Source organism: Enterobacter sp. 296B2, from assembly GCF_034106185.1.
In the GTDB taxonomy this organism is placed as follows: domain Bacteria; phylum Pseudomonadota; class Gammaproteobacteria; order Enterobacterales; family Enterobacteriaceae; genus Enterobacter; species Enterobacter cloacae_N.
This window is the reverse complement of the sequence record NZ_JAWNCA010000013.1, coordinates 1-14,602: the sequence shown is the minus strand read 5'-3', so window position 1 is coordinate 14,602 and position 14,602 is coordinate 1. Positions and strand designations below refer to the sequence as shown.

Annotated in this window: 2 protein-coding genes and 1 pseudogene; all 3 read left to right on the top strand. The window is 59.6% G+C overall.

All coding sequences use genetic code 11. The annotated features are described in order from the left end of the window. Nucleotide 1 precedes the first annotated feature (1 nt). Nucleotides 2–11,290, top strand: a pseudogene (locus URZ40_RS11630) (hemagglutinin repeat-containing protein); the annotation flags it as partial. A 1,892-nt stretch (nt 11,291–13,182) separates the two neighbouring features. Further along, nucleotides 13,183–13,542, top strand: coding sequence for an immunity 8 family protein (locus URZ40_RS11625; protein ID WP_116342911.1), 360 nt, complete (start codon nt 13,183–13,185; stop codon nt 13,540–13,542). Between the two features lie 486 nt (nt 13,543–14,028). Next, the gene (locus URZ40_RS11620) at nt 14,029–14,280 is read left to right on the top strand and encodes a MafI family immunity protein (protein ID WP_316380381.1); all 252 of its coding nucleotides are present in this window, start codon (nt 14,029–14,031) and stop codon (nt 14,278–14,280) included. Nucleotides 14,281–14,602: the final 322 nt, after the last annotated feature.

The following is a 14,602-nucleotide window of genomic DNA, read 5'->3' as shown; positions in this document are numbered from 1 at the left end:
TATGGATACCCGTCACCCTCCCGTTCGTTTCTCGCAGCGTCTGATCAGCTGGATTGTCTGCGGCTTAATGGTCTGGCAACCGATGGCACCTGCCGTCGCGGCGGCGCTCACGCCGACCGGGCAGACCACGGTGGATCGGGCGGGGAACGGGGTTCCGGTCATCAATATCGCCACGCCGAACGGGGCGGGTATTTCGCATAACCAGTTCCAGGATTACAACGTCGGCAAAGAGGGACTTATCCTCAATAACGGCACGGATCGTTTAACCCAGACCCAGCTGGGCGGGCTTATCCAGAACAACCCCAACCTGCAGGCCGGGCGGGAAGCGAAAGGCATCATCAACGAAGTCACAGGGGCCAGCCGCTCCCAGCTTCAGGGCTACACGGAAGTCGCCGGCAAGGCGGCAAACGTCATGGTGGCTAACCCGTACGGTATCACCTGTAACGGATGCGGGTTTATCAACACCCCCAACGCCACGCTGACCACGGGTAAACCGCAGTTTGACGCTAACGGTAACCTGCTGGCGCTGGACGTGACGAAAGGGGCCATCACGGTTGAAGGCCAGGGGCTGGACGCCAGCAGGAGCGACGCGCTGTCGATTATTGCGCGCGCAACGGAAGTGAACGCCGCGATTCACGCGAACGACCTGAAGGTGACGGCGGGGGCGAACCGCGTTGGCGAAGATGGAAGCGTTAAGCCGATTGCCGGTGAGGGGGCCGCACCCGTGGTGGCCGTGGATACCGGCGCGCTCGGCGGGATGTATGCCAACCGTATCCGCCTGGTCTCCAGCGAGGCGGGCGTGGGGGTGAACCTCGGCAACCTCACCGCGCGCCAGGGGGATATTCAGCTTGATGCGGGCGGCAAACTGACGGTCTCGAACAGCCTTGCCAGCGGATCGATCGCCGCCAGCGGCGCGGGGGTGGCCCTTAACGGCAGCCATCAGGCCGGTGGCGCGCTGAACGTGGCCAGCTCGCAGGATGTGGAACTCAATAACAGCATGCTCGCCAGCAGCGGCGATATGCGCCTTTCCGGTGAGGGAAAAGTGCAGATGACGGGCGGCGGGACGAACAGCGCGGGCGCGCTGGCGGTCGTGGGCAGGCAGGGGATTGCGCTTTCGGATGCGACGCTGACAGGCCAGACCGACACCATGCTGTCTACCGACGGCAGCCTGACGCAGCGCGCCGGCAGCATCACCAGTAAAGGCGCGCTCAGCGTGGCGGCCGGAAAGGATATCGCGCTGACCAGTACCCGCGTCGGCAGCGATACCCGCACCACGCTGACCAGCGGCGGCACGCTGTTAGCCACGGGCAGTGCGATCTCGGCAGGGGAGAACCTTGCGCTGAGCGGCGGACAGCTGGTGCTGGACGGCCAGAGCCGGGCCGACGCCTCGGGCGATATCCGCCTGACGGGCAGTACCGTCAGTAACCAGGGACTGGTGAATGCGGGGCGCGACATTGTGCTCTCCGGCGACAGGGTGTCAAACGGCGGCCAGCTGGCGGCGAAAGGTCATCTGGATGTGAACGCCGGAGACCTGACGAACGGCGGTACGGCGCAGGGTAACGACGTCACCCTGAAGGGGCAGACGATCATCAATAATGGCACCCTCCAGAGCGTCGGAAAACTGACGTTAAATGCTGATAATCTGGAGCAGCAGGGCACGCTGAGCGCGAAAGGGGATGCGAACGTCATGGCGCAGCAAACCTTGCGTAACGGCGGCAGCCTGCTTGCTGACGGCGCGATGAACGTGACAGCAGGCACCCTTGAACAGAATGGCACCCTGTCCGGCGCGACGGCGCTGACGGCGCAGGCCGATACCCTGACCAGCGGTCAGGCATCCCGTACCACCAGCCAGGGCAACGTCCAGCTTACCGCCAACCGTAGCGCCAACCTGAACGGGCAGACGGACGCGGCGGGGGCATTAACCGTTTCCACCAGCGATCTGATCACCGATCGGGATGCCCGCCTGCAAAGCGGGCAGGCGCTTACCCTTCAGGCGCAGAATGCGACGTTGAACGGCACCCAGGCGGCAAAAGGAGCGCTGTTGGCGACCGCAGGCACGCTGGCGCATGCCGGGAAATCCACCGGTAACACCCTGAATTTTAACGCGACCAACGACCTGACCAGCAGCGGGGAACTTACCGCCGGTACGATCGGCCTCAGCGGACAGAACATCCTCCTGTCCGGCGTCGCAAAAGCGGACCGCATGACCCTGACGGCAGGCGACCGCATCACCACCCGCGGTTCGCTGGTGGCCGATACCCTGTCGCTGGACGGTGCGTCGGTGGAGAACGGCGGCCTGCTGCAGGGAACCAGCCTGCTCAGCCTGAAGACCGGATCGCTCGCGAACCTGACCGGGGGATCGGTCTACAGCGCGCAGGATTTAACGCTGAACATACCCGTGCTGGCTAACAGCGGTCTTATCACCACCGACGGCATGCTGCGCGTCAAAGGCGACACGCTGACAAACCAGGGTGAAATCAACGGCGTCAGTCTGAGCAGCGACTATCTCAACCTGAGCAACAGCGGACGCCTGCTGGCGGACGAGCGGATCACGCTGAACGGCACCACGCTGGTTAACGCGGGCAATATTGCGGCCAGCGACCTGCACGTGACGTCGAACAGCCTGCAAAACCAGGGCACCGTTCAGGGGGAAGATACCCTGACGCTCGGTGTGGCAGACATCAGTAACCGTGGCGCGCTGCGCAGCAGCGGAACGCTGAAGCTCAACGGCGACACGCTTGCTAACAGCGGCGAACTCAGCGCCACCGCGCTGCTGCTTAACCTGACCCGCCAGGCCGCCAACGATGCCGACGGGCGGGTGATTGCCCGGGATGGCCTGACCCTGACTGCCGCCAGCCTGACGAACGGCGGGCTGATGGCAGGTACCGACGCACAGTTCAACAGCGCGGCAGTCACTAACGGCGGCACGTTGCAGGGCACCCATTCCCTGACGGCGACGGGGGTGCAGCTCAGCAACCAGCAGTCGGGCATGCTGCTCTCCGGTGGCGCGCTCGAACTGCACCACACCACCTTAAACAACGCCGGGCTTTTGCAGGGCAAAACGCTAAACCTGGCTACCGGCGAGTGGATCAACACCGGTAACGCGCTGGGGGAAGCGGGCGTGACGGCGGAGGTGACCGGCGCGCTGACCAACAGCGGCAAGGTACTCAGCCAGCAGGCGCTGGACGTTCAGGCCGGCAGCACCGATAACCGGGGCCAACTGCTGGCGAAAGTGCTGACCCTGCGCGGCGATCTGCAGAACAGCGGCCTGCTTCAGGGCAGCAGCACGCTGGCCTGGTCCGGCGATACTTTCGCGAACCAGACCCAGGGGCAGGTGACGGGCGGCGAGACCCTGACCCTGAGCGGAAAAACCCTCAGCAACGCGGGCAGCCTTCAGGGGCGCAGCGCGACGCTTGGCGCAGAGAGCCTGAGTAACCAGGGCAGCGTTCAGGCGCTGGACGCCCTGACGCTTTCCGCCACCGGCAGGCTGGACAACAAAGGGGCTCTGCTCAGCCAGAACCTGTTTACGCTGACGGCGGCGCAGCTGTTTAACGACGGCCAGCTGGCCGGGAAAGCGCTGACGGCGAATGCCGCGCAGCTGAGCAACACCGGCATTCTGCAGGGTAACGACGCGCTGGCGCTGACCACCCGCGCACTGAGTAACAGGAATACCGGACAGCTGGTGAGCGGCAGCAACCTGGATTTACACCTCGACACGCTTGATAACGCCGGTCTGCTGCTGGTGGACGGCGGGTTCACCCTCCGGGGAAGTGACCTGACGAACCAGGGCGATATTCAGGCGCAGAGTCTGGATCTTGGCCTGAGCAACACCCTGACAAATACGGGGAACCTCGTTGCCACTGAAAATGCCATCCTTAACGCAACGATGCTGACCAGCAGCGGCACGGTGGCGGGCAAAACGCTGACCGCAGGCGCAACGGAACTGCGCAACAGCGGCCTGATGCAGGGCAGCAACACCGTTAACGCCACCGCCGATCGCTTTATCAACGAGCTGAACGGCAAATGGCTCTCCGGCGGCGGCTTCACGCTGAAGGGCGGACAGCTGACAAACGCCGGTACGCTGCAGGGCGCGACGCTGGGCATGACGAGCAGCACCCTAACCAACAGCGGCACGGTGAACGGGCTGACGGGACTCAGCGGCACGCTCAGCGGGGCGTTAACAAATACCGGGCTGCTGCAGAGCGGCGGCGCAACCACCTTCACCGCGGACATCCTGGAGAACCCGGGGCGCATCATGGGCGGCACGCTGTCCCTCAACGCTCGCGATCTCAACAACGGCGGGCTGATGCAGGGAACGAACGGCCTGGCGCTCATCGGCACCACGCTGACCACGGGCACGAGTTCGCGCACGCTTTCCGGCGGCATGCTGACGCTGGATGCCGGCCAGTTGACCACCCAGGGCACGTTGCAGGGGAACAGCGCAGACGTCCGCGCCACCGACTGGTCGCACGGCGGGTCACTGCTCAGTCAGGGAACGCTGACGGCAAATGCAGGCGGCACGCTGACCTCAACCGGCTCGCTGATGAGCCAGGGCGGGGCGGACATCACCGCCAGGACGCTGGATAACCGCGGGCAGCTTCTCAGCGAAGGGGATGTGACGCTCGGCGGCAGCACGCTCAAAAACAGCGGCACCGTGCAGGGGAAAAGCCTCACGCTGAGTCAGAGCAGCATCAACAACCAGGGCACCTTAACCGGCCTGCAGAGCCTGACCCTGCAGGGGCAGCAGCGGCTGATGGCGCGCATGGCGATGGCCGCGCCGCAGCAGGAACTCATTAACGGCGCAGGCGGCAAGCTGCTTACTCAGGGCACCCTGACGATGACGTCCGGCGCGGTGACCAACGCCGGAAGCTGGCAGGCACAAAATATCCTGCTCAACGCCCAGTCGCTCACCAACAGCGGCGCGGTGCAGAGCGCAGACGCGCTGCAGATGACGCTGGCCGACACGCTCACTGGCACCGCAGGCAGCAAGATTACCGCGCTGGGCAGCGCGACGCTGCAGGCCGCCACGCTGGCGAACCAGGGGCAATGGGCGGCGAAAAACCTGACGCTGAAAAGCGGCACGCTCAGCAACAGCGGCGCCATCAGCGGCGTGAACGGCCTGACCCTCAGCCAGACCGGCGCGGTGAGCCAGCAGTCATCCGGCACCCTGCTCTCCGGCGGGGCGCTGAACGTCACGGCGGCCAGCGTCACCAGTGACGGCAAAATGCAGGGGAGCACGCTCGGCATCACTACCGGGGCGCTCACCAACGGCGGACGTTTGCAGGGCGATAACGGCGCGACGCTGGCCCTCAGCGGCACGCTGACCAACAACGGCGGGGGCGAAATCGTCAGCCGCGATGGCCTGACGCTGACCACACCCGCGTTGTTTAACTACGGCCTGATCCAGGGCGGCGGCGAGACGCGCGTGACCGCCTCCTCGCAGGCGCGTAATGACGGCAGGCTGCTTTCTGGCGCGCGCCTGACGCTCGGCACGCCACAGTTCACCGGCACCGGCTGGCTGCAGGCCACCGACCTGATCCTCAATGCGGCGAACGCCACTAACGGCGGCACGTGGGTGGCCGACCGCGCCACGCTGACCGGCACCACGCTTGCCAGCCAGGGCACCACCCAGGCGGGCGAGCTGACGGTTAACTACGGCCAGCTGAACAACAGCGGCACGCTGCTCGGCAACGCGCAGCTGAATATTAATGCCGACCAGGTGACCCAGAGCGCGGGCGGCAAGCTGCTGAGCGGCGGCAACCTGTGGCTGCAGAGCCGGGGGCTGGACCTCACCGGCCAGCTGGTCTCCCTGGGCGATTTAACGCTGCAGCTGACGAACGCGTTTACCAGCCGGACCGCCGTGGCGGCAGGCCGAACCCTGACCATCAGCAGCGGCGGCGACATCGATAACCGCAGCGTGCTGCAGGGGCAGGCAGTCAACCTCAATGCGGGCGGGCAGCTCAGTAACAACGGACAAATCACCACCGGCGGCGGTGCCAGTACGCTCTCCGGCAGCAATGTGGCGCTGAACGCCGCGGGCTCGGTGCAGGGCGGGGGCGATATCACCGTGGCCAGCCGGAGCAATATTACCGTCGACGGCTTCACCGGCACGCGCGGCTCGCTGACTCTCAGCGCGCCGGGCGCCATCGTCAACACCGCGCTGCTGTATGCGGCCAATAATCTGGCGCTGTTGGCCGACAGCATCACCAACCAGCGCGGCGACATCATGGCGGGGAACAACCTGTGGATGCAGCGGGATGCAGCGGGGAATGCCAATAGCCAGGTGGTGAATACGTCGGGGAATATTGAGACGCAGGGTGGTGATATTACGATCAAAACAGCATATCTGCGCAATGAAGCAGAGGGGCTGGTCGTTAATCAGCGTGAGCAGCAATATCCGGATGCCATTCCGAAGCAGTCACCTTATTTGCATGGTTCCTATTACGGTAAGCAGAAACCCGATATTGAAATCAGTCTGGAAGAGTGGAAGCACAACGGCACTAACGTGGTGTTTGATGAATATGAAGAATGTCGGGCAGGTGGGGGCAATAACAGCGGGCAGTGTACACGTGGGATTGTATATCGTCTTCTCGGAGAAGATATCAGGCAGTTTATCCTCAGCGAGTCAGTCGTAGAGGCTTCAGCTACAGGAGGTGCGGCTCGTATCACCGCTGGACGTGATATCACTGTTAATGCCGGAACCCTGGATAACCGCGCGAGTAATATTCTGGCGGGGCGTAATATCTCCCTTTCTGGTGGGACATTAAACAATTTCTCAGCCGAAGCCGGTCGACGTATTACCTACGTGCAGGCAGAGTATCATTGCGAGTGGTTTTTCTCAGATTGTGCTGACCCTAAATGGACACCGTTGTCGTCATACGGTGAAGGTAAATGGTACTGGTGGGATGATGACCAGCGAAAATATCGTAGCTGGGTACCCTATAAACTAGGCGAACAAAAAACGGAATATACTGGTGAAAGTAGTACGTATCGCGCCGTCATTCAGGCAGGCGGTAACGTCACCGCGAACTTCACCAGCAATATCAGCAACACCAATACCACCGCCAACGCGGGCGGCGTCAGCAACGTTATCTCCGCGCCGTCCCTGAACACCCTCAGCAACCAGACCATCGGCAGCGGGGTGCAAAAACAGGGGCTGAGCAATACCGGTACCGTGGCGGTAAACTCGCCGCAGTGGAACGATCAGCTCCAGGGTGCGCTGCAGCAGCTTAACGGCGGCGGGGCGCTGGAAAATGGCGGTGCGTCCGGCACGTCTCTCAGCAACATTGCCACCACGCAGAAAGGCAACGCCAATCTCGGCCAGCTGGGCGCGCTGGCGAACGCCGGGGCCACCACCGCCGATCTCAAAACCGCTCAGGGCGGTGCAGTAGGGCATTATCAGGGCCAGCGCGTCGATACCAGCGCTTACCCGCTGCCGTCGGGCAACAACGGCTATTTTGTCTTCTCCGACAACCCGAAAAGCCAGTACCTGATCAACATTAACCCGAAACTGAACGGTCTCGGGCAGCTTGATCCCGCCCTGTTTGCCGACCTGAACGCGATGCTCGGGATCAAACCGACGTCCACTGCGCCGCAGGAGACGCGGCCGGCGTTTACCGACGAGAAGCAGTTTCTCGGCTCGTCTTATATGCTGGGCCGCCTCAACCTGAATCCGGATTACGACTACCGCTTCCTCGGCGATGCGGCGTTCGATACCCGCTATGTCTCCAACGTGGTGCTCAACCAGACCGGTAACCGCTACCTGAACGGCATCGGCTCCGATCTGGATCAGATGCGCTATCTGATGGACAACGCCGCGGCGGCGCAGCAGTCTCTGGGCCTGCAGTTTGGCGTCTCGCTGACTGCGGATCAGATTGCCGCGCTCGACCACAGCCTTCTGTGGTGGGAGAAAGCCACCGTCAACGGCGAAACGGTGATGGTGCCGAAACTCTACCTGTCGCCGAAGGACGTCACCGTCAATAACGGCAGCGTGATCGCGGGCAACAACGTCACCCTGAAGGGCGGCAGCATCACCAACAGCGGCAGCTCGCTGCTGGCGAAAAACAGCCTGACGCTCGACAGCCAGAACAGCATCAGCAACCTCAACAGCGGCCTGATGAAAGCGGGCGGCGACCTGAACCTGAGCGCCATCGGCGACATCAATAACATCAGCTCCACCATCAGCGGTAAAACGGTCGCGCTGGAGAGCCTGGACGGCAGCATCAACAACCTGACCCAGGTTGAGCAGATTGATATCAATGCCAAAGGGAAATACAGCAACATCAGCCTGAAAGACACGCTGCTGGGCAACACGGCGTCCATTACCGCGCAGAGTGGCCTGTCGCTTGAGGCGGGGAAAAACATCACCGTGACCGGGGCGAACCTGGCCTCCGGCGGGGATATGCTGCTGAACGCGTGGGGCGATATTGCCGTCAACGCGAATCAGATCAACGACGCATACAGCTCCAGCCGGGAGAAAACCAACCGCTCGTCCGTCACGTATCAGGGCAGCAACATCACCGCGGGCGGCAACCTGCTGGTGAATGCCGGGCACAACCTTGACGTGACCGCCAGCGACCTGAAGGCGGGCGGCAGCGCGGGGCTGAGCGCGGGCAACGATCTCAACCTGAACGCGGCACAGACCAGCGAAAGCAGCCAGAAAGGGAAAAGCGAATCCCACAGCACCGGGATCGACCGCACCACGATTTCCGCAGGCGATAACCTGGTGCTGAAGGCCGGGCAGGATATCAACGCGCAGGCCGCCGCGCTGGCGGCGGAGAAAAATGTCGGGCTGCAGGCGGGTCGCGACGTGAATCTGGCTGCGGAAGAGACCACGCAGGGCGACAGCTACAGGTCAGGCAAGAAAACCGTTATTAACGAGTCGGTGCGTCAGCAGGGAACCGACATCACGGCGGGTGGGAATGCGACGGTTGTCGCCGGACGGGATGTGACCGCGCAGGCAGCGGATATCTATGCCGCAGGCAATACGGCTGTGGCCGCCGGGCGGGATATCACCCTTACCACGGCGACCGAAAGTGACTATGCATACCGGGAAGAGAAAAAGACGTCCGGCGGGTTCCTGCGTAAAAAAACGACTCACACCATCCATGAAGAAACGCACACACGTGAGAAAGGTACGCAGCTTTCCGGCGATAACGTTGCTCTCCAGGCAGGTAACAACCTGACGGTGCAGGGCTCGTCGGTTGCTGCGGAGCGCGATGTGGCACTGAAGGCTGGAAATGATCTGACCGTGGAGGCAGCAACCAACACCGACACGTTCTACGACATGAAGAAGACGAAGAAATCCGGCGTGTTCTCCAGCGGGTCGGGATTGGGTATCACCATCGGGTCGCAGTCTTCGAAATCCACCCGACAGGGTGCAGAGACGACGCAGAGCGATGCCCGCAGTACGGTGGGGACCTCTGGCGGTAATGTCATCATCAGCGCCGGAAATAACGTCCAGCTCAGTGCAACAGATGTGGTTGCCGGAAGAGCGAAGGATGATGCCTCCCGCAAAACCGGGCATATCGATATTACCGGCGACAGCATCGCCATCCTTCCTGGACGGGATACGACCACTGAGTCCATGAAGCAGGAGGCTAAATCGTCTGGCGTAACGGTCAGTGTGAAAGCGCCATTCGAAGACACGGTGCGTAACGTGCGCGATATCGTGCGCGGTAAGGGCAACAGTGGCAACAGCACCGTTGATAAAGTGAAGGGGCTGGGGGCAGAAGGCGGTGCGCTCGGTCTTGACGGACCAGGGCAGATGATGGCCATTGCCGCAGGCAGCAGCCGGTCTTCCTCTGAGTCGTACTACGAGGGCGAGTTTAACAGTGGCAGTCATCTTGCCGCCGCAGGCAATATCCAGATGACGGCCACCGGTAAACAGGGAGGCAGCAACAGCGGCGATATCCTGATTGCCGGAAGCCAGGCTAACGCTGGTGAAACGGTGATCCTCGATGCGAAACGCGATGTTGATATCACCACCTCCACAGACAGCGAGAAATACAGCAGCAGCGCTAAAAATAGCGGCTGGAATCTTTCGAACGACCTGAGTGCCGGAAGTGCTGTTCGCGCCATCTCGGGTGGGGGTTCCCACGGCAATCAGCTCCTGCCGGGCGGGATGAGCAAGGCGGAGAACAACAGTAGCGGCACCCGGACCACACAAAACGCGTCGGTCATTCAGGGCTCAGATATTTACGTTAACAGTCGTGACGGCAGCGTGAATGTCAGCGGCAGCCGGATGACCGCCACGGATGATCTGTTGCTGTCAGCCACAAATGGAGATATCTCCGTTTCAGCCGGACGCGATACATCACGTAATGAGAGCAGCGGCAGCAGCAAATCGCTGGGAACGCTGGGAGGCGATGGTTACAGCGCCACAGCAGGCTACCGCCATGAAAAAAACAGCAGTCGGGAAGATAGCAGCCTCGAAAACGGATTGCGCAGCCAGCTAAGCAGCAAAAACGGTAACGTTGTCGCACAGGCAGGTAACGATCTCTCCCTGTCAGGTACGGATATCCGTGCCGGTAAATCGGTCTCACTCAGTGGCGAAAATGTACTCATGGGGGTGAGCCGGGATACCCGTGACGGTGAAAACCACAGCAGCAGCGCTCAGTATGGTGTGACGGCATCTGCTGGTGGTTGGGCTGTCGATGCTGCAAAAGCCGCTGAGACGGCTGCCCGCAGCGCAGAAAACGGCGATGACCCTAGGCTGACCGCCATCAGAACAGGCCAGTCGGCGGCAACCGCGGCACAGGGCGCGATGTCGGACTCGTCGCTCATCAAAGCTAAAGTGTCTTTAACGGCGGGGACGTCATCACAGGACAGTCGTTACCATAGTACGGACACGCAGGGCACCACCATTACTGCCGGTGAGAATGTCTCTGTCCGAGCCGGAAATGACATTGCCGGCACGGGGGTGCAGATCGCGGGTAAACACGTGGCGCTGGAAGCGGGTCGGGATATTCTGCTGGCGGCCTCCCAGAACACAACCACCTCTGAGAGCAAAAATAGCGGTAGCCAGTTTAGCGTGGGGGCTGGTGTGAGCCTGATTGGTGCGCAAAACGGCATCTCGGTGGAGCTGGGGGCGTCACAGCATAAGGGTAAGGAAAACAGCCAGTCGCAGCGCAATACCAACAGCGTTGTCCATGCTGATGAACAGCTCACGGTGAACAGCGGACGCGACACCACCCTGAAAGGCGCGGAGCTGGAAGGTAGCCGCGTGGTGGTGAACACTGGACGCGATCTCACCATCAGCAGCGTGCAGGATATGGCCAGTTATGACAGTAAGCAGTCTTCGTCAGGCGCGTCCCTCAGTCTGTGCATACCGCCACTGTGTTATGGTGCCTCTTCCGGTAGCGTCAGTGCATCGGGTGAGAATATCACTCAGAATGGTAAGAGCGTTGCTGAACAGAGCGGGATATTCGCAGGCAAGGGCGGCTTTGCTGTCACCACCGGAAATCATACCCAGCTTGACGGCGCGGTGATTGCATCCACGGCGTCTGCTGATAAAAATAGCCTCGACACCGGTACGCTGGGTTTCAGTAATTTCCACAACGAGAGCCAGACCCGCGGAAACGGCTACACGGTGGCGCTTTCCGGCAGCGCGGGTGGCAGCGGAAACGGTGAAAACCGCAACCTGGCACCTGCTATCGGTACAGGTCAGGGAGAAGAGAGCCACACCGGGACGACCTCATCAGCGGTGAGTGGCGGTAGCATTGTCATTCGCAACCCGGCGGAACAAAAACAGGATATTGCTGACCTGAGCCGTGATACGGCTGACGCCCACCACGGCGTGGACGTGAACGGTGATGTGCAAAAGGTCAGGGATAACCTGGCGGTCCAGAGCGAAGGCGCGGCGCTGGCCACCTCTGCGCTGGATGCTTACGGCAAGTATGCGGAGCAGAAAGCGCGGGAATCCAATGCGGCGCTGGGCGCGAAGCTGGCGTCAGAAGGAAAACTGCAGGGCGATACCCCGCAGGAGCAGGAAGCGTTCCTGAAGACGCAGCCTGGATACCAGAATACCGAATACGGTCCGGGGAGTGACTTCTGGACGAAGGGCAGCGCAGCGGCAGGCTTACTGGCAGGTGCGCTTGGCGGTAACCTGAAGGCAGGCGCGGCAGCGGGGGCGGCCCCTCTGCTGGCGACCCTGGTCAAGGAGCAGAAGGACCCGACAGCCCGTGCCGCGCTGCACGGTATTGTGGCCGCGGCGCTGACGCAGCTGAGTGGCGGGAGCAGTGCGGATGGCCTGAAGGCCGGAGCCATCGGTGCCATTACGGCCTCGGCGATGACCGACCATCTGGTCAGTGCGTTGTATGGAGATAAAAAATCCAGTGACCTGACAGCGGATGAGAAACGGCTGGTCAGTAGCCTCGTGAGTATCGCGGGAGGTCTGGCGGGCGCTGCGGTGACGGATGGCAGTGTCTCCATGGCGGCGATGGCGTCGGAAACGGCGAAGGTGGAGGTTGAGAATAATTCGCTGAGTAAACTCGCCCTTGAAGGATGTGCTATCGCAGCGCCCTGCCGGACGAAAGTTGCTGAGCAGTTGCTGGAAATCGGGGTGAAAGCCGGTATTACTGGCGCTGCGGCGAAAACACTTGCCGACAAACTGACTACTGATGAACTGGATCATCTTGTTACCCTGGAAATGATGGGCAATGATGAGATCACCAGTAAGTATCTCAGTTCGTTGCAGGATAAGTACGGTTCCGGGAGTAATTCGAATCCGAATATTGGCAAGGATCTGACGGATGGTGAGAAGGCAGAGCTGGGTGGCGCGGGATCAGGCACGCCGGGAGGCTGGGAGCCGCAGGATGAGGAGAATGCGCGGAGCACTGAATCTCAACCAAATAAATCCGATGTCAATAATATATCTTCCCTACCTGTCGAAGAACAGATAGGTATATTGAGGGATGCGGCAAAAGGGAACAAAGGTAATTTTGGTTTAGGCCAGGCTACTGCTAAGGACGCTAACGCATTAGGTGAAGCATGGGTAGGGCCAGGGTATAGAGTATCTAGTGATGGTACCGCATGGGTAAGTTCTGATGGGTTGAGAGTTTATCGCCCACCTTCATCTAAACCAAATAGTCCTCATGCCACGACTGGGGTTCAGGCCAATTTTGAACAAAAACTGACGCCAACGGGAAGACCTATTAGCAATGGACATCTGGATATAACTAAATGAATATTGAATTGAAAGGGCTGAGATCGCTGGAACTGGAAGATAGTTTAATAAACTATTGGCCAACCGATCCTGTCAACTTTAGTTGTTGGATCAGAGCAATGATCGGACCCAATGATCAAGACGGTGCTGAAGCTTTTGATATGTTGGTATGTACGCCAATTTGGCTTCAAAACGAGCTAATATCAAATACGGTTTTGTCTGGTAAAGGAATGATCATTGTCGAAGAATATGATTATGATGAGATCCTTTCTTACGTAGAGAAAAAGGTCATTGCCTGCAATGATAGTGATTGGTCAAAAGCAGCCATCAAATTAAGTCGACTCAGTTTCTGGGAATATGAAGATTATCAGCCTTAAGTAGTAGAGATCCCGGCCACCGGACCGGGATCTTCTTTTAGCCGTCAGGCTCACCTAAAATGCCCGTCCCGGCCCCTAATCACCGGCACATCGCCGATATCGTTTAGCACTCCCGCTGCACCACGCTGGGTTTCAGTAATTTCCACAACGAGAGCCAGACCAGCGGCAACAGCTATACGGTGGCGCTTTCCGGCTGCGCGGGTGGCAGAGGAAACGGTGAAAACCGCAACCTGGCACCGGCCATCGGTACAGGCCAGGCAGAAGACATTGCTACCTCCCCCGATACCCAAGGGTTTGCTCAGACCGGAACTGGTGGGGCGTATACAAACGCAGGTAGGCCGGCAAGGTGGGTTGCTTGGGAAGAACGAGATGGTGTCAGAGTTCGTGTGGTATACGAGCCCGCTAGTGGGAAAATTGTAACAGCGTTTCCGGATAGTAATCCGACTCCTCCAACTTTAAAGCCTATTAAAAAATAGTGTGGGTGAAATGGATATTAACGAAGAAATTAGAGAATTTGGTGAAGGATTAAAAAATCGTCTGGATCCTTCATTAGTTGACTTTGCCCTTGGTTATCTTGGGTTTTCAGAGAATGTATTAGCATTCGAAACGCTATGTGATCATATTGCTGATCATGATGTTGTGATCAGTAAAGATGAGTACACGCAAGTGCTTAAAATAGCTAATGATCTTGGTCTGGAAATTGATGGTAGGTATACATATATAAATCCAGAAAAATAACCGCTAAAACGTACAAATGCTCCCAACACCAACGTCAGGAGCATTTTTAAAAAGAGTTAGAAATGTGCAAAGGAAAGATTTCGTGCCGCAAGAAAGCGGATGTAACTAACTGTATGCAGCGATACAGACGCGCTAAGAAGTCAAATGCAAAAGTATTGATAATTTACTGAGCAGGATCTACGTTTCCTGTAAGAATTTAGACGTTAATTTCCGATTAGACAGGCGATTCTACTTTAGATAAATTCTGCTAGTGATCCCAGTTCTAGAGCCGAGAATTGTTTACCAGCCATCAAGGCTATTAAAAATGCCCTTCCCTTAAACC